Origin of the sequence: Rhodonellum psychrophilum GCM71 = DSM 17998, from assembly GCF_000381545.1 — a bacterium.
In the GTDB taxonomy this organism is placed as follows: domain Bacteria; phylum Bacteroidota; class Bacteroidia; order Cytophagales; family Cyclobacteriaceae; genus Rhodonellum; species Rhodonellum psychrophilum.
The window spans coordinates 227,813-245,825 of the sequence record NZ_KB906677.1 but is presented as its reverse complement, the minus strand read 5'-3'; the positions used below and the strand labels follow the sequence as shown (position 1 = coordinate 245,825).

Below are 18,013 nucleotides of genomic sequence, written 5' to 3'. Positions count from 1 at the left end.
TTTAAATATCCAATCCGGCCATCGGACTTTTTATTTGGTCAGAACCCTTCGTAGTAATATGAGTGGTTTTTGAAGTTTCATGGCCTAATAAACTTTGTATATACCTTAAATCTGTTCCGTTTTCAAGTAGATGGGTGGCGAATGAATGTCTTAAGGTATGGACCTAACATTTTTCTGAATTCTGGTTATTTTTAAGGATTGAAAAGAACCGGAAACTCCGGATAAACTGGATGTCGGTTTCATTTTTGGGCAGTCTCAAGATGATTTTTCTGCCGATGACTTCTATTTGGAGCGGTTTTCTGTACATTTTAAAAAGATTTTCTAAAAATATTGGCTTTCGAAGCCCATATCCCGCCAATTTAACTCGGATTTTGCATTTGGATCCGTAGTGAGAGGTCAAAATGCAAGAAAATCAAGTATTTTACGAATAAGGCATAGCATCGCTATGGTGAATGAGTTAAATGCAGCGAAGCGATTGATTTTGAAGCATTTTGAATTCGGAATAGGAATTTTAATGCATATTCCGGGTTTAAAGTATCCGAACAAAAACCTAATCCATTTAAACGTTTAAAATCCCATCACTTTTATTTTCCCACAAACCCATTTCTTCCGACCTTTGGGAAATTTGTTTTTAATTTGCTGACAATGAAAAAAATAAAAGACAATGAAGTCCGCTGGGGTATACTCGGAGCGGGTGCTGTATGTGAACTCAAATCCGCACCTGCCATGAACCTGGTACCCAACAGTCGATTGGTGGCCGTCATGCGCCGCGACGAGGAAAAGGTCAAAGACTACGCCCAAAGGCATGGGGTGGAAAAATGGTACACCGATGCCCAAGCCCTGGTCAATGATCCGGAAGTCAGTGCCATCTATATTGCCACGCCGCCGGATGCCCATCTCGAATTGACCAAAATGGCTGCCGAAGCCGGGAAACCGGTTTATGTAGAGAAACCCATGGCCAGGACCCATGCCGAATGCCTGGAAATGATCGAGGTCTGCGAAAAGGCCGGAGTGCCCTTGTACGTGGCGTATTACCGAAGATCCTTGCCTCATTTTGTCAGAATTAAGGAACTTATCCAGTCCGGTGCCATCGGGGAAGTCAGGACACTGCACATAGACATGAAAAAACCCCAAAGGCATCAGAAAAAGGAGGCCTTGGAAAGCAATTGGCGCGTCAATCCCGAAATCGCCGGAGGTGGTTATTTTTACGACCTCGCTTCGCATCAATTCGACTACCTGGATTTTCTCCTCGGGCCCATCGCCCAGGTCAAGGGCTTTTGTACCAACCAAGGGCAACAATACCCTGCGGAAGATTTGGTCACGGCAGCCTTTAGGTTTGAAAATGGGGTTTTAGGCACGGGAAATTGGTGTTTTACCACTGCTGCTGATACCGAATCCGACCGGACCGTCATTTATGGCAGCAAAGGAACAATCGAATACGAAACCTTTGGCTCAGGAGGATTTATCCTGGATACAGAGCAGATGGGCTTGGAACGCTTCCAATTGGAACTCCCCAAAAACATCCAACATTTCCTGATTGAAAACATCGTGGAGGACTTGATGGGAGTGGGAGTAGCCTTGAGCACGGGCGTATCGGCTGCACGAACCAACTGGGTCATGGAGCAAATCATTGCCGATCGGGATGTCTGATCGGGATTTTTTGATACAGCACAATATTCTGTTTACAATTCCTGCTTAAATCGATACTTTTAATTGCTTGGTTGGTGAATAATAATATATTTGTTGGTATGTAGTATTAACAATAAACCAATCAATAAATATGGAACAAGCAATTACTTACTTAATCCCCGCACTGGGGATCATCGGGCTTCTTGCAATGGCCATTAAATCCGCCTGGGTAACCAAACAGGAAACAGGTGATGGAACCATGGTCGAATTGGCCGGTTACATCGCCCAGGGAGCCATGGCATTTTTAAGGGCAGAGTGGAAAGTTTTGACGTATTTTGTCATTATTGCTGGAATTCTTTTGGCTTGGTCCGGTACCACCGTGGAGACTTCCAGTCCGGTGATCGCCATTTCCTTCGTCATCGGAGCGGTTTTGTCCGCTTTGGCAGGCTATATCGGCATGAATATCGCCACCAAAGCCAATGTCCGCACGACACAAGCAGCCCGAACAAGTCTAAAAAAAGCCCTTCAGGTATCCTTTACCGGTGGTTCCGTGATGGGCCTCGGCGTGGCAGGATTGGCTGTTTTGGGTTTAGGATCCTTGTTCATCATCTTCTATCAGGTATATGTAGTGAGCGCCGGAGCGGGCGTGAATGGTCTTGAAATGGAAAAGGCACTTGACGTACTCGCAGGATTTTCCCTCGGTGCGGAATCCATCGCGCTATTCGCAAGGGTAGGGGGTGGCATCTACACCAAGGCTGCCGATGTAGGGGCTGACTTGGTCGGGAAAGTGGAAGCAGGCATCCCGGAAGACGATGTCAGAAACCCCGCAACCATCGCCGACAATGTCGGGGACAACGTTGGGGATGTGGCAGGAATGGGCGCCGATTTGTTCGGTTCCTATGTCGCCACGATTTTGGCCACCATGGTCTTGGGAAGGGAAATTATTTCCGAAGATCAATTTGGCGGCATTGCACCGATTTTATTGCCAATGGTCCTCGCAGGTTTGGGTATCATTTTTTCGATCATGGGCATGTTGTTTGTCCGGATCAGCGATGACCAAGGAGACGTTCAGAAAGCGCTCAACATGGGCAATTGGTCCTCGATTGTTTTTACTGGAATAGCATCTTACTTCATCGTGAGTTATATGCTTCCCGAAACGATGATCATCAGGGGGTACGCTTTCTCCAACATGGATGTGTATTATGCCATTATCTTGGGGCTTGTCGTGGGTACTCTGATGAGCATCATCACAGAATATTATACCGCCATCGGGCGGAGACCTGTGAACTCCATCATCCAACAATCCGGAACAGGACATGCTACGAATATCATTGGCGGACTTTCCGTAGGAATGGAAAGTACTGTGTTGCCGATTCTGGTCTTGGCCGGGGGTATTTATGGAGCGTATGAATTTGCGGGATTGTATGGTGTGGCCATTGCTGCTGCCGGCATGATGGCGACCACTGCGATGCAATTGGCCATTGATGCTTTTGGACCTATCGCAGACAATGCAGGCGGTATCGCCGAGATGAGCCAATTGCCGAAAGATGTGAGAACGCGAACGGATATTTTGGATGCAGTGGGGAATACCACCGCTGCTTCGGGAAAAGGATTTGCAATCGCTTCTGCGGCATTGACCTCCTTGGCGCTGTTCGCCGCTTTTGTGGGCATCGCCGGGATTGATTCGATTGATATTTACAAAGCCAATGTGTTGGCGGGATTGTTTGTGGGTGGCATGATTCCTTATATTTTCTCTTCCCTCTGTATCGCTGCCGTAGGCCGTGCCGCCATGGACATGGTCAACGAAGTGAGAAGACAATTCCGGGAAATCCCCGGAATCATGGAATACAAAGCCAAGCCGGAATACGAGAAGTGCGTGGAAATCTCCACGAAGGCATCCCTTAGGGAAATGCTCCTTCCGGGCGCAATCGCCTTGCTGGTTCCGATTGTCGTTGGCTTTACGTTTGGCCCCGAGGTTTTGGGAGGTTTGTTGGCGGGTGTGACCGTTTCTGGTGTGCTGATGGGACTCTTCCAGTCCAATGCCGGAGGAGCTTGGGACAATGCCAAGAAATCCTTTGAGCAAGGTGTCATGATCAATGGAGAAATGCATTACAAAGGATCTGAGGCACATAAGGCTTCCGTGACGGGAGATACCGTAGGAGATCCCTTCAAGGATACTTCAGGACCATCGATGAATATTTTGATCAAATTGATGTCCATCGTGGCCTTGGTCATTGCTCCGCACATTTCCGAAAGAGAACGTACAGAAACCATCGGAATGGAGAAACAAGAAATCAAAAAAGAAATCCAATTTGAGCAAGTCAAAAAAGTCGATGTAGAAAAAGTATTGGTGATCAATAAAAACGATTGATTTCCGAAAATGGATAACAATGGAAAAGCCACCTTTGGAAAGGGTGGCTTTTTTTGTGGGGATTTCAAAAACAGTTTGAGCCGAAGGGTGTAGAAGTATTATCCCTCCTTGGGGTTTTTTTTCGTCGGCGTTTCCTTTCCAAATCCCAAATGCTGTATTTTTCAGGCTTTTCCACTGGTCCATTGGGTCTGGTGGAAAAGTAGCGGATATTCATAAAATATATTCTTTCCCCAACAGTAAAAAAGAAAGGATTGCATCCAGAACACAATCAATATCAATACCCAATCGATAGAAAACCAAACAATAAACTAATCGGTGTTTTTTAGAATAAAATCAGTTTGTTTTTTGATCAATATGTGATATAATGCCAATGGGTTATAAAATAAAAGAGAATTTTATAACCCTTAAACCAGCCGATTATGTTTTTTTCATTTGTTTGCTCTTGTCGAAATCATTAAAAAAATCAATTACTCCCCATTCTCCACTTGGAAAAATTCGGTGAAGAATAAGAATTGATTTCATCACCTGCCATCGGTCCAATGCCTTCTGTGCATTGGGTGAAAACAAAATCAAATCATTTTTAACCCCTAAAAATCATATTATGAAGAGAAGATTTACGAATCTGGTCCTTTTTTTCACCCTGTTTGTGCTGGCAATTCCCGTGAATGCACAGCAATTTACAGTGAAAGGAAAAGTAACCACACAGGAAGATGGTGGGCCTTTGCCCGGCGTCAGTGTCTTGATCCGGAACACCACAACGGGAACGGTATCTGACATTGATGGCAATTTTAGCCTCAATTTGCCCACGGGAAATGAAACGCTCAGTTTTTCATTTATCGGTTTTGAAACACAAAATATCGCTGTAGGAAACAGATCCACCATCAATGTGGTGATGCGACAGGACATTTCACAGCTTTCCGAAGTGGTCGTCACAGCATTCGGTATCGAACAGGACAAAAAAGCCTTGGGCTATGCCGCCCAAAGTATCGGCGCCGAGGCCATCAGCAGAACCAAACAAGCCAATTTGGTCAATTCCTTACAAGGCCAAGTTGCAGGTGTTCAGGTCACCAATTCGGGTGGCGCTCCCGGCCAAAGTGCCAGGATCATCATCAGAGGAATCAACTCCCTTGATCCGAGCGCCGATAATCAACCGCTTTTTGTGGTGGATGGCGTCCCTGTGGACAATTCCACCATCGAATCCAGTGGTACGCCAAGAGGGCTTACCAACCGGGTGGCGGACATCAATCCCAATGACATTGAATCCATGTCGGTCTTGAAAGGTGCTGCTGCGACGGCACTTTATGGGGTTAGAGCGGCAAACGGCGCCGTGATCATTACCACCAAAAAAGGGAAAGAAGGGCAAGTGCGTGTTGATTTTGCAAGTTCGGTGGGTTTCGACGAGATCAATCAATATCCCGGATTCCAAAACAAATATGGTCAGGGATTTTCCGGAGTGTATGATCCAAACAGTTTCTGGCCCGCTTGGGGAGCCCCGATCTCCGAAGTGGCCCAGACGGTGGATGGCCATCGATACCAAGACAATTGGAGAGGTGCGATGCAAACAGGTGTACAAATAGACAATTCTGTTTCCATTTCGGGAGGAAGTGAAAAAGCGACCTTTTATGGCTCCTTCGGCAGATTGGATCAGGAAGGCGTGATTCCCTTCAGTGATTGGGACAGAACCACGGCCAAGCTCTCAGGGCAAATCAAAGTGAGTGAAAAATTCAACTTCGCCGGTTCCATCAATTTTTCCAACTCAGGAGGGAAAAGGGTTCCCCACGATAGGTTTATGGAAAGATTGGTGTATTGGTCCGAGACCACGGACATCAATGATTATATCAAACCGGATGGCACGATGGTCTCTGTCGGGAGCAATACCAACCCACTTTATGATGCTCGGTTTGCTACCTATGAGGATGATGTCAATAGGGTCATTGGGAATATTTCCTTCAATTACAGTCCCGCCGATTGGGTGACCTTTAGCTACCGATTGGGAAATGATTTCTACAGTGATAGCAGAACAGAAATCACTCCGGGTCCGAAGGGAATAGACGGGGAACAAGCATTGAGCGCCACAGGATTCCTGGAGGAAACCAGGATCAACAGCCGTGACTTGACCTCCAATTTTTATGTGACTCTCAAAAAACAATTCAATGACGATTGGAATACCACTTTGAGATTTGGAAATGATGTTTTCGAAAGAAAATTCGATCGCTTAACCTCAAGAGGTGAGAATTTTGTCATTCCCGAATTCTATAACCTCAGCAATACTTCCCAGATTTTTGCCAATCAGGGGAAAAGCATCAGAAGGCTCGTGGGTTTTTATGGGGATCTGATGGTGGATTATAAGAATCTATTGTTCCTGAACATTACCGGAAGGAATGACATCTCTTCCACACTTCCAAAGGACAACAATTCCTTCTTTTACCCATCGGTGAATCTTGGCTATGTGTTCAGTGAAAGTGTATCTCTTCCTTCTTGGATCACCTTTGGCAAGTTAAGGGCATCTTGGGCACAGGTAGGGAAAGATACCAATCCACACATCTTGGGTGCAACGTATTCTTCGCCTAATGTTTTTCCGCTCAACGGACAGGTGGGTTTCACTAGATTCAGCCGATTCGGGGATCCTATGCTGAGACCGGAGCAAACCACTTCATTGGAATTTGGCACCCAATTGGCCTTTTTTGACAACAAAATTGGATTGGATGTCACCTATTACAAATCAAACGCCAAAGACCAAATCATACCGGTGCCGGTTTCCGACGCAACAGGTTTTTCTTCTTACGTGACCAATGCAGGGGAAATCCAAAATGACGGGATCGAAATCGTGTTGAATGCTACGCCAATTAAAAGAGGTGATTTCAGATGGGATGTGACTGCAAATCTTTCCATGAACAACAATGAGATCAAATCCATCCGGGAGGGAATCGACGAGATTGTCTTGGGAAGCCAGTTTGGATATGTGGGAAGTACCGTCACCATGAAATTGGTGGAAGGGCAAGCCTACGGCAATATCTATGGCAGCAGTTACCAACGGTATTATGCCAACGGAACTCCGGAAGGACTACAGGTTTTGGACCGAAACCGACCTCAGATAATCGGCGCAAATGGTTTTCCCCTCAGAAATGCAAACCAGTTGATTTTGGGAAATGCCGTTCCAAAATGGTTTGGCGGACTGCGAAATCAATTCTCCTACAAGAGTTTTGATCTGTCCATGTTGATTGATTTCAGGACCAATGTCGAGCAGTACAACCAGTTTGACAATTTCCTTTCCGCATTTGGTATCGCAAAATATACCGAGAACAGGGAAGAATCCATTGTTTTTGACGGTGTCTTGGCCGATGGATCTGCCAATAATCAGGAAGTTTGGCTGGGACAGGGAGTGGGTCCAGACGGAAGAAACTACGGCGCTGGATTTTATAGAAACACCTATCGGGGTGTGAGTGAGAATTTCGTGCAAGATGCGAGTTTTATCAAGTTGAGAAACATCACGCTGGCCTATAACCTCAGTCCTGATTTATTAGAAAAAACGCCCTTCCGAACCGCGAGATTTTCCGTCGCAGCCAACAATATCATTCTTTATACCCCTTGGGACGGTTTCGATCCAGAATCATTTAGCGCAGGTGCCGGAGGAAATGCCATAGGCTTCACCGGTCTTGGTTTTCCAGGCGTGCAAAGTGTGTTTTTTACCTTGAATTTGGGCCTTTAATCAAAAGAAGACAACATGAAACTGATCAATATATTTAAAATATCCCTGGGCGTTGCCATCATTTCCATGGCTACTTCCTGTGAAACCTATCTGGACGTCAATGAAAACCCGAACAATCCACAGGATGCACCGATTTCAGGTTTGATGACTAATGCCACCTATGAGACCTCTCTCAATGTGTACAGGATCGGAAGCATTACCTCCAACTATGTTCAGTATTTGGCATCTCCCAATCCAGGAACTTCTTCCGATATCATGGAGCCGATCAATTATAGCGGGACATGGTTTTCACTGTATGACGTGATGACAGACTTGACGGACCTTATCCGAAAAGCAGAAGAAAGCGGCGCCAATCACCATCTGGGTGCTGGAAAGGTCCTGATGGCCCTCAACTTGGGCATGACCGTTGATATTTGGGGAAGCGTACCCTATTCAGAAGGTTTTAATTTTACCTCCGTGACTCCTGTTTATGACAATGACCAACAGTTATATACAGAAATCCTATCTTTATTGGACCAAGCCATCGCCAATCTTTCCGGTCCCACTTCCATTTCCATTGGCGGTGATGATTTCATTTTCAATGGGAATGTTTCCAAGTGGATCAAATTTGCAAATATGCTGAAGGCAAGAAATCTTTTGCATACCAGTGGATCAGCTTCCTACAATCCCAATGAGGTCCTGACTGCACTCAGCAATGGATTTACTGCCAATGCGGATGATGCAAAAGTTGACTTCTTTGAGCAAAGGTTCAATCCTTGGGCGCAAATTGCGATCAACAATCAAAATCTGTTGCTTGGAGGTTGGATTTCTACCCAATTTATCGAGGCATTGGATGGGACCTCTTATCCAGCCAGTGATCCACGGCTTCCCCTGATGGTCGGTAGGACCAACGCCGGGCAATTTGTAGGTGTCGAAAATGGAGCGGGTAGGGGCAATGCACCTGAATCCGGCGCAAGATCCACTTTGATCCCGGGCCAATTTTATACCAGCACGCAGTCTCCAGTGCTGATCGCCACCTTTGCAGAGCAAAAATTTATTGAGGCTGAGGCTGCTTTTGCCTCGGATAAAGGGCGTGCCTACCAAGCATATTTGGATGGAATCTCCGCCCACATGCAAATGCTAGGCGTGAGCAGTGTTGCCCAACAAGCCTATCTGCAAGACCCGAGTGTCAGCATGGGTGAAGCCAATTTTACCATCGATGCAGTTTTCAAGGAAAAATGGGTGGCTCTTTTCTTACATCCCGAAACCTGGAATGATGCCCGGAGATTTGATTATGGCTACAAAGACATGACCACGCCGCAGAATCTAAATCCAGCCTTGAACGGTCAGTTTATCCGAAGACTCGCCTATCCGGACAGTGAAGTGAGTAGAAATGGGAAGAATGTCCCTGAAGTAACCTTGTTGGACAGAATATGGTGGGATCAATAAAATCAACCGGTATTCAATAAATAAAAGCCTGTCAGAAAATCTCTGACAGGCTCATTTCTTCCTGATATTGCGATTCATGGTGAGATATTTCACATTGCCATTTTCCACAATTCTATCATCGGATCATAATCACCCACCTATGGTATACACAATTCAAAATTGGACAATGCATATTTTCTCCAGGCAGTTTTTCTTAGAATGGAAATGCTTCAGTCAAAACGCCAGACATACCTATTTCAAATTTAACTTGGAAAGATGAAGAAAATTTTAGCATTCCTGATCCTGCTCTCATTGGGGTCCTGTACGGTTCAGAAGATCAAAAAATCAGTTCGGGATTCCGAAGTTTTTGGCAAAGGCCATATTGGATTTATGTTGGTGGATCCGGAAAAGAAAAAAACGCTCTTTGCCCTCAATGAGGAGAAATATTTTATCCCTGCGTCCAATACCAAGCTCTTTACTTTTTACACCAGTTATAAACTCTTGGGCGAGGAGCGGGTCAACGGACTAAATTACATCCAAAAAGAGGATTCTCTTATTTTTTGGGGAACAGGTGATCCCACCTTACTTCACCCTGATTTCAGGGACAGTACTGTGGTGGATTTCTTAAAAAATGCACGGCAAGCGCTTTACATGGTCAATACTTTTGATCAGGTAACCGCTTTTGGTTCGGGTTGGTCATGGGATTGGTACAATTATTATTATGCGACCGAAAGGTCTTCCTTGCCTATTTATGGCAATGTGGTTCGCTTTTCCAAAAAGCCCGATGATAAGGTTGGTTTTTCTCCTGATTATTTCCAAAGTCAGTCATTTGAGGACATTCCTTCGGAACGGTACAGCATTTTGAGAGAAGAAGACCAAAATATTTACCATTATGGTATAAACAAACAGCTTGAGAAAGAACTCGGTTTTGAAAGCGACAAGCCTTATATCACCTCTGCCCAATTGACCGCGGACATGCTTTGTTTGAAGGTTGGGAAAAATATTACGCTCATTCCCAACCAAAATTACCAACACCGAATCCACCAAAAATTATCCACGGCAAAAGCTGACTCCGTCTATTCCCAAATGATGAAAATCAGCGATAATTTCTTGGCGGAGCAATTGCTGCTTTTGGTATCGGATCATTTATTCGATTCTCTGAATATCTCCTCTGCGATCGCTTATGCCAAGGAGAATCTGCTGAAGGATCTTCCGGATGAACCCATTTGGGTTGACGGTTCGGGACTTTCGGCCAAGAATATGTTTACCCCGAGAACCATCATCGCTTTGTTGGAAAAAATCAAGGAAGAAATCCCCATGGAAAAAATCCAAGCTTATTTCCCAGCGGGAGGGGATTCCGGGACGATCCGCAATTGGTACAAAGCAGATCCCGGACAAACGCCCTATATTTATGCGAAAACAGGTTCCCTGAGCATGAGCAATGCGCTCAGCGGATATTTAATCACCAAAAGTGGAAAAACCTTGTTGTTTAGTTTTCTCCTGAACAATTACGCAATCCCTTCGGGTGAATTGAAAAAGGAAATGGAGAAGGTATTGTACCAGATCCATAAAAAATATTGATGGAAGATCTTAAAAGCTGTCCATTCAGGATTTTCCCAAATCGATTCTTTCTCACACCTGTTAATCCGTATTTACAAAATTAAAATTTTGATTTGACCATTAAATGGCAAATCCAAAGCACTCTTAAAATTCACCAAATCATGCAAAGACAATCCTTAACGCTATTGTTCCTCAGTCTCTTCCTTTGGCATTGTGCATCGAAAGCCCCTGAAAATGAATTTCCTGAACTGGAATCTGCCCTGCTTGCTGAATTGGAAAATGCACAGGGAGATTTTGCAATCGCTTTCAAAACTCTCGACGATCCTTCTCAAATGGTATTGATCAATGAAAAAGAAGTCTTTCATGCCGCCAGTACCATGAAAGTTCCGGTGATGATCGAAATGTACAAGCAAGCTGGGCAAGGGAAATTTTCGATGAAGGATTCTATCCCCATCATCAATGAATTCAGGAGTATTGTGGACAGCAGCCTTTTCAGCATGGACTTGGGCGTGGACAGCCAGGAGAATCTCTACGAAAGAATAGGCCAGCAAGCCACTTATTATGAGTTGATGTACGAAATGGTGACCATGAGCAGCAATCTCGCCACCAATATCCTGATCGAAAAAATCGGGGCAGACAACATCAATGCCACCATGCGGGAAATGGGCGTTTTGGACAACCAGGTATTGAGGGGCGTGGAGGATTTGAAGGCCTTTGATGCAGGTCTCAACAATACCACGACTGCCTACGATTTGATGCTGATCATGGAGGCCATTGCCAAGGGTGAAACCGTTGATTCCGCCTCCTCTGAAGAAATGATGGACATTTTGATCGATCAAAAGTTCAATGAAATGATTCCAGAACTTTTGCCCAAAGACGTGGTCGTGGCACACAAAACAGGAGCCATTTCCGGTGTCGAGCATGATGCGGCCATCGTGAAATTGCCTGATGGAAGGGCTTATGTTTTGGTCATCCTGAGTAAGAATCTGGAGGATGTCGAAAAAGGGAAATCGCAAATCGCCCAGATTTCCAAAATTATTTATGAGTATGTGATTTCAACAGACAAATGATGAAAAAGTTAATACTGGTATTTTTCAGCTATATTTTTCTGCTGACCGAGTTGGCGGCGCAGTCGTTTTCCGTCGAGCAGATTTCCAGTTTCTCCTTTCCTTCGGAATTGACAGCTTCAGCCAGTGGAAACAAAATCGCCTGGGCCATGAATGAAAAGGGACTGCGCAATGTCTATGTTGCAGAAGGTCCGGAATTTTCCCCCCGAAAAATCACCGCTTTTATCGAAGACGATGGCCAGGAAATCAGTGGTCTCCAATTTTCCCCCGATGGAAACTGGTTGATCTTCGTCCGTGGCGGGGACCATGGTGGAGGAAATGCCAATGTTCCCGTAAATGTCACACATGCCACTGTGATGCCAAAAGTAGAGATTTGGAAAGTCCCATTTGCCGGAGGCCAAACAGAGGTGGTCGCGGAAGGGGATGAACCCATGGTTTCTCCAGATAGCAAAACTGTCGCTTATCTAAAAAATGGCCAGGTTTGGAGCGTTTCGATTTCTGAGGGTGAACCAAAGCAGCTCTTTCAGGTCAAGGGAAATGTGCATTCCCACAGTTGGTCGCCGGATGGAAGCCAACTGCTGTTTGTCGTCAACAGAGGCACGCATGCCTTGATCGGGGTATTCTCCAATGAAAATCCAGCGCTTCAATGGCTGGCGCCTTCATTCAGCCGAGACCTAAGTCCAAAATGGTCTCGTGATGGAAGCCAGGTGGTTTTCGTAAGGACTCCCGGTGGATCCGGAGCCGCTTTGCCATTATTAGAGCAGCGGCATCAACCTTGGGAAATCTGGATTGCAACAGTCGAAACCGGATTGGCAGTCAAAAGATGGAAAGCACCCGAAACGCTAAGAGGTTCCGTACCCACCACCAACGGTGGATTCAATCTCCACTGGGCAGCCGACAATAAAATCGTTTATCTGTCTTACGAAGATGGCTGGCCACATCTCTATGCGATGGATGCCAATGCTGGTCCTTCTTCTCTTTTGACACCAGGGGAATATATGGTCGAACACATAAAACTGGCCAAGGATGGGAAATCATTGGTTTTCTCTGCAAACACTGGGAATTTACCAGAGGATATCGATCGCAGACATATCGGCAGGGTTTCCATCAATGGTGGAAAAATGGAACTGCTGACCGAAGGGGAAGGAATCGAAGCCATTCCAGTACCACTTGCCGATGAAAAACAAATCGCTTTTTTCAGCGCTACCGCAAAAAGATCCTTGTTGCCCGCACTCGTGCATTCAGAAACAAAGGAAATCAAGCTGCTTGCAGAAAACCTGATTCCCAATGATTTTCCCCAAGACAGGTTGGTGGTGCCCAAGCAAGTCAAATTCCAATCTCCCGATGGTTTCACGGTGTATGGTCAGCTCTTTGAAAAGGAGGGAGGCCCTGCCAAGAAACCTGCGGTGGTCTTTGTCCATGGCGGTCCACAGCGGCAGATGCTATTGGGTTGGTCTTATATGGATTATTATTCCAATACCTATGCAGTCAACCAGCAATTGGCCGAAATGGGTTTCGTCGTCCTTTCGGTCAATTTCCGCCTCGGAATTGGCTATGGTTATGAATTTCACAAACCCGCCAGAACTTGGATACAGGGTGGGGAAGAATACTTGGACGTCAAGGCTGCGGGAGAATATTTGGCCAAATTGACCCAAGTGGATGCGCAAAGAATTGGTGTTTACGGAGGTTCTTACGGAGGTTATCTCACCGCAATGGCATTGGGCAAGGATTCCGATTTGTTTAAGGTCGGTGTTGACATTCACGGCGTACATGATCTTTCCGGTAGGTTGGAAATGCCGGACGGCTATGAGAAAGCGCCTGATTTTGACCATGCAGTCAAGACGGCCTGGCTTTCCTCTCCGATGGCCTATTTGGATACATGGAAATCGCCTGTCCTTTTTATCCATTCCGATGACGATAGAAATGTAAATTTCAGCCAAACCACGGATTTGGTCAGGAGATTTGAAGAAAGAAAAATGCCCTTCGAATCCCTGATGATTCCCGGAGACACCCATCATTGGATGAAATACGCCAATATGGTCAAAGTCAACAAAGCCACGGTGGAATTCTTGAAAAAACATCTGATGCCAGAGTGATTTCTGAAAGCGCCCACACTTCACCCGAAAAATGCTGTAGGTTCTCTAATGGGGTTATAACGACAAGAAAATCAGGGTATTTGAAGAATAGAATAAGGAGTAGTGCCGATGTGAGGAAATCAAAAACAGAAACTATCTGAATTGAATCTAAAATATGCAATAGTTTCCCAATGGTGTTGAACCTGTTTTATATATTACGAACTCCATTCAATATTTTAATTTACTGATGATCAATTAGGTGTTGACTATTTTTGACTTCACCCTATTGAGGTCAGGAATTATTCTCCCAATAGTCCGATTTTCTTTCAGTTTCAATCCCATTTGGAAACCTCTTGCATATTTCGGGTTGAAATAACAAGACAATCAGACCATTTGGAGAATCACGTGCGGTACTGATTTGGTGAAGGCAACTACATGAAACAAAGACTGATTATCAAGCAATTTTAAGTTGGAATGGAATTGGTATTGCTTGGAAAACATGGGTTGAATTAAAAAACGAGTTCCAAAACCGCCCCTTTCTGCAGGTCAAATTGTTTTTCTTTCCCTTGATAGTTCACTTTTCCTTTTCCTCCTAAATGGGATGTAATGACTGCCGATTTCAATATCCCATTTTCCCAGGAAATGTCCACTGAATAATTCCCACGTGCTTTCAATCCCTTGACTTCACCGCTTGCCCAAGCGCCCGGTAAGGCAGGAAGCAAATGAATGGAATTGCCCTCATGGGATTGGAGCAGCATCTCGGCGACCCCTGCAGTGTAACCAAAGTTTCCGTCGATCTGAAACGGAGGATGGGCGTCAAATAAATTGGAATAGAGGGATTGTGTGATCAGTTTTTGGATGTGTTCATGGGCCATTTCACCTTCCTGTAGCCTTGCTGAAAAATTGATCAGCCAAGCCCGTGACCAACCTGTGCCTGCACCCCCATTGGCCAACCGGTAATCCAATGTTTTTTTTACGGCGTCAAAAAGTTCTGGAGTAGTCGATTTTGTCACCGCATTGCCAGGATGGAAAGCATAGAGGTGTGACATGTGTCGGTGGCCTTTCTCGGGTTCGGCATATTCCTGATCCCATTCCAAGAGCCTACCCTCTTTTCCCACTTGCAAACCTGACCTTAACTTCCCCCTTTTTTCCTTGATTTCATCCAAGAGTGCCGGTTGAAGGTCGAGAATTTCACAGGCCGCGATAAAGTGGTCAAATACTTCGGCAATGATCTGTTGGTCCATGGCCGCACCCATGGTGGTGGCAACGGATTCTCCTTTTGCATTGATAAAACTGTTTTCGGGAGAAGTGGAGGGGGCTGAAACCAACTTCCCGTCTTTTGGGTCTTCGACCAACCAATCCGCATAAAAGGCAGCGACTTCGGTCAAGGCTGGATAGAGGCGTTCTTGGAGAAACCGCCTGTCTTGGGTAAAGGCAAACCTTTCCCAATAATGCTGCGCCATCCAGCCTCCCGCACCGATCCATCCGCCCCAATACGCCGTGGCAGCCTGCAAGAAAGTGGGTTTCCAAATGTCAGTGGTGTGCCCAAAGGCAGCGCCCCGCATACCATAACTTTCCCTTGCCGTGATCTTGCCGCTGTTGACTATTCCATCGGTAAAATCAAAAAATGGGTCATGCAATTCGCTCAGATTGGTCACTTCCGCCGGCCAATAATTCATCTGCATGTTGATATTCATGTGGTAATCTGCATTCCACGGGGCGGAAATATGGGGATTCCAAATCCCCTGAAGATTGGCGGGAAGGGTTCCGGGGCGGGAGGAAGCAATCAGCAAATATCTTCCAAAATCAAAAAGCAGGGATTCGAGGAAAAGATCAGTTTTCCCTTCTTGCACCTGTTTGATCCTGAGATCGGTTGGAATGTCATTTTTCACCACATCGCCCAATCGCAGGGAAACCCTGTTGAACAATTCGCCATAGTCTTTTAGGTGCCTTGCATACAGCGAGTCAAAATCCATACCCTTGATGGCCAACAGCTGCTTTTGGTTTTCACCCCTGAAATCACGGTGGTAAAATGAGGTGTTGGTGACCAATTTTAGGGTGAGTTTTTGAACGCCACGCATGGAAAAACGATCTTTTTCGACTGTGAGCGTTCCTTCTTTGTTTTCCGCAAAAAGCAAACTCTGAAACCTTACCCCATGCAGAATCGGTGCGGGTTTCGAATCGACTTCCCCCTTTCTTTGGGTGATTTCCCCACTCATTTCCAGAATTTGGGGAGTGACTGTTTGGACCGATACCGTTGGAAATCCCTCGTCATCAGGTCGGGAAAGTCGGATGTGGCCATTCAATCCATCTGGGTGTTCGGTGGTGATTTCCACGACAAGGGCTTGGTCTGGAGCGGAGGAAAAGACTTTTTGGGTAACCTGAAATCCATCGGTTTTGTAGCGAATGATGACTGAGGCAGTTTCCAGATCGAGTTCTCTGCTGTACGCACTGATATCGGTATGTCCCAGATCCAGCCAAAGATCTCCCAAGGTTTGATGGGAGCGGAGCACTCCCTTCCTGGAAAATCTTTCCACAAGGAGGGAATCGGCCTTTTTGTTTTCTCCCAAGAGGAGCATTTTCCTGATTTCTTCCAAATCCGATCTTTTGCCAGGCGCAGGTCCCCAATCATCAGGACCTCCCGGCCAAAGGGAATCTTCATTGAGCTGAATCCGCTCTGTATTCGTTTTGCCAAATACCATGGCCCCTAATCTTCCATTTCCGATGGGCAAGGCATCTTCCCATTTTTCTGCGGGTTGTTGGTACCAAAGGGATTTTTGGGCAAATGAGGAAGTGAGACAAAAGAACAATACAGCTACACTTATAAAAAAGGATCGGGAATTTGCGGTCATGGTGATCTTAGGTTTGATCGCCTCAAGTTCCTGAATTTTAACTCTTCTTACAAGCTGGATAAGGTTTACTGCAAAAATCGTATCAGAATTTGTTCGGATTTTGAATCCTATAATAAAGGTGTGGGTTGAGTCGATGGTCTGCGGGCAGGAAGGGATAAATGAAGGTACCCACTTTATCCATTCCCAGCTTTACCATCACATTTTCCGATGGGTGATTGATCAGGGGAGTGATCGCGAAAATTTCTTGTATTCCTTTTTTAAACCCAAAATCCAAACAGGCTTTTGCCCCTTCAGTCGCAAATCCTTTTCCCCAAGCTGATTTCTTTAACCTCCAACCCACATCTATAAATGGACTCATGGGGCTTTCATAGGTCCTGTTTCCCAATCCGATGATGCCAATCAATTCTTGGTTGGCAAGGGCTTCCGCCACAAAAAAACAAAACCCAAATAATCCCAAGTGGTCATTTTGCCTTTGGATGAATTCCTCACTTTCCTTAATGGACAAGGGCTTTTCAAAAAATCGCATCACTTCCGGATCCGCATTCATGGAGGCGATTTCATCAAGGTCTTTTGGAAGATAACCACGGAATCCGAGGCGTTGAGAGGTGAAAATGTAAGGATCCAAAGTTTGTGAGTTGTACGGTGAGGCTCTTTTAATGGAGAAAACCACTGCCGGTAAAGACAGTGGTTTTCCAAATTCAATTTAACCCTTAAAATGGGATTTTAAAACTCCCCCGTCAGAAAATCCATAAATTCCTTCGTGTCGAAATTGCTCATGCCTTCCTGATAGAAAACGATTTTTCCCTCGGGACTGACCACCAAAGTTGTTGGAATGGATTCACTCTGAAGGGAATTGTTCAAGCCAAACCCTGCATGGACTACCGGAAAGGTAAACTCCTTTTGGTCGATGAAATCCTTGCTTTTTTTAGCCTCTTTGTCCAAGGCAATCATCAGGAATTCAATGTTTTCATTGTCTTTCACTTTCCCGTAGAGGGATTCGATATGGGGCATTTCAGCCCTACACGGAGGACACCAAGTCGCCCAAAGGTTGATGAAGACGGTTTTTCCTTTATAATCTTCCAAGAAAACTTCCTTCCCTTGCATATCCGTGAATTTCCCGCGGTAATCAAAATTCTGCGTTTCTTTATTGGTCAAGGTGATTTTGGGCTTGATCAATCCGGTGGACAACAATACCGATTGCACGCCACCCATGATCGGTGTCATCAATCCCGTAAAATATAGAAATGCAAATACCGACAGCATCAATCCCCAGCTCTTAATTTCTTTCTTCCAATTCATTGTTTGTTTTTTTATAAATCAGCAATAATATCACTTGACGCGAG

General features: G+C 45.4%; 10 protein-coding genes and 1 pseudogene. 7 read left to right on the top strand and 4 right to left on the bottom strand.

The window, feature by feature from the left end; translation table 11 throughout:
* Nucleotide 1: 1 nt before the first annotated feature.
* Nucleotides 2-112: pseudogene (locus tag F824_RS27495) on the bottom strand (tyrosine-type recombinase/integrase); the annotation flags it as partial.
* A gap of 533 nt (nucleotides 113-645) precedes the next feature.
* Between F824_RS27495 and F824_RS0110440 the strand changes: the two are divergent.
* The 7 genes from F824_RS0110440 to F824_RS0110400 all read left to right on the top strand — a co-directional run bounded on the left by F824_RS0110440 (nucleotide 646) and on the right by F824_RS0110400 (nucleotide 13,839).
* Nucleotides 646-1,650, top strand: coding sequence for a Gfo/Idh/MocA family protein (locus tag F824_RS0110440; RefSeq protein WP_019597835.1), 1,005 nt, complete (start codon nucleotides 646-648; stop codon nucleotides 1,648-1,650).
* 130 nt (nucleotides 1,651-1,780) lie between these two features.
* Nucleotides 1,781-4,000 carry a sodium-translocating pyrophosphatase gene (locus tag F824_RS0110435; protein ID WP_019597834.1) on the top strand — a complete coding sequence of 740 codons (2,220 nt, stop codon included), beginning with the start codon at nucleotides 1,781-1,783 and terminating at the stop codon, nucleotides 3,998-4,000.
* 601 nt (nucleotides 4,001-4,601) lie between these two features.
* Nucleotides 4,602-7,709: a SusC/RagA family TonB-linked outer membrane protein gene (locus F824_RS0110420; RefSeq protein WP_026333631.1), complete on the top strand. Its 3,108-nt coding sequence runs from the start codon at nucleotides 4,602-4,604 to the stop codon at nucleotides 7,707-7,709.
* A 15-nt stretch (nucleotides 7,710-7,724) separates the two neighbouring features.
* Nucleotides 7,725-9,137, top strand: coding sequence for a SusD/RagB family nutrient-binding outer membrane lipoprotein (locus F824_RS0110415; protein WP_019597830.1), 1,413 nt, complete (start codon nucleotides 7,725-7,727; stop codon nucleotides 9,135-9,137).
* A 255-nt stretch (nucleotides 9,138-9,392) separates the two neighbouring features.
* Complete coding sequence (locus tag F824_RS0110410; RefSeq protein WP_019597829.1) at nucleotides 9,393-10,697, top strand: D-alanyl-D-alanine carboxypeptidase; 1,305 nt, start codon at nucleotides 9,393-9,395, stop codon at nucleotides 10,695-10,697.
* A 140-nt stretch (nucleotides 10,698-10,837) separates the two neighbouring features.
* Nucleotides 10,838-11,746: a serine hydrolase gene (locus tag F824_RS0110405; protein ID WP_033405299.1), complete on the top strand. Its 909-nt coding sequence runs from the start codon at nucleotides 10,838-10,840 to the stop codon at nucleotides 11,744-11,746.
* Entirely contained in the window at nucleotides 11,743-13,839 is a 2,097-nt protein-coding gene (locus F824_RS0110400) for a S9 family peptidase (RefSeq protein WP_019597827.1), read from the top strand. The genes F824_RS0110405 and F824_RS0110400 overlap by 4 nt, the downstream gene beginning before the upstream one ends.
* Before the next feature lie 488 nt (nucleotides 13,840-14,327).
* Here the strand turns inward: F824_RS0110400 and F824_RS25760 are convergent, their stop codons facing one another.
* The 3 genes from F824_RS25760 to F824_RS0110380 all read right to left on the bottom strand — a co-directional run bounded on the left by F824_RS25760 (nucleotide 14,328) and on the right by F824_RS0110380 (nucleotide 17,969).
* Nucleotides 14,328-16,670: a glycoside hydrolase family 95 protein gene (locus F824_RS25760; protein ID WP_019597825.1), complete on the bottom strand. Its 2,343-nt coding sequence runs from the start codon at nucleotides 16,668-16,670 to the stop codon at nucleotides 14,328-14,330.
* Between the two features lie 82 nt (nucleotides 16,671-16,752).
* Complete coding sequence (locus F824_RS25755; RefSeq protein ID WP_033405295.1) at nucleotides 16,753-17,295, bottom strand: GNAT family N-acetyltransferase; 543 nt, start codon at nucleotides 17,293-17,295, stop codon at nucleotides 16,753-16,755.
* Nucleotides 17,296-17,393: 98 nt separating this feature from the next.
* Nucleotides 17,394-17,969, bottom strand: a complete 576-nt coding sequence (locus F824_RS0110380) for a TlpA family protein disulfide reductase (RefSeq protein WP_019597823.1) — start codon at nucleotides 17,967-17,969, stop codon at nucleotides 17,394-17,396.
* Between the last annotated feature and the right edge of the window lie 44 nt (nucleotides 17,970-18,013).

Bases quoted from the DNA above. Each gene is read 5' to 3' on its own strand.
- F824_RS0110380 (WP_019597823.1), bottom strand. From the start codon at position 17,969: ATGAATTGGAAGAAAGAAATTAAGAGCTGGGGATTGATGCTGTCGGTA.
- F824_RS25760 (WP_019597825.1), bottom strand. From the start codon at position 16,670: ATGACCGCAAATTCCCGATCCTTTTTTATAAGTGTAGCTGTATTGTTC.
- F824_RS0110400 (WP_019597827.1), top strand. From the start codon at position 11,743: ATGATGAAAAAGTTAATACTGGTATTTTTCAGCTATATTTTTCTGCTG.
- F824_RS0110410 (WP_019597829.1), top strand. From the start codon at position 9,393: ATGAAGAAAATTTTAGCATTCCTGATCCTGCTCTCATTGGGGTCCTGT.
- F824_RS0110420 (WP_026333631.1), top strand. From the start codon at position 4,602: ATGAAGAGAAGATTTACGAATCTGGTCCTTTTTTTCACCCTGTTTGTG.
- F824_RS0110405 (WP_033405299.1), top strand. From the start codon at position 10,838: ATGCAAAGACAATCCTTAACGCTATTGTTCCTCAGTCTCTTCCTTTGG.
- F824_RS0110440 (WP_019597835.1), top strand. From the start codon at position 646: ATGAAAAAAATAAAAGACAATGAAGTCCGCTGGGGTATACTCGGAGCG.
- F824_RS0110415 (WP_019597830.1), top strand. From the start codon at position 7,725: ATGAAACTGATCAATATATTTAAAATATCCCTGGGCGTTGCCATCATT.
- F824_RS0110435 (WP_019597834.1), top strand. From the start codon at position 1,781: ATGGAACAAGCAATTACTTACTTAATCCCCGCACTGGGGATCATCGGG.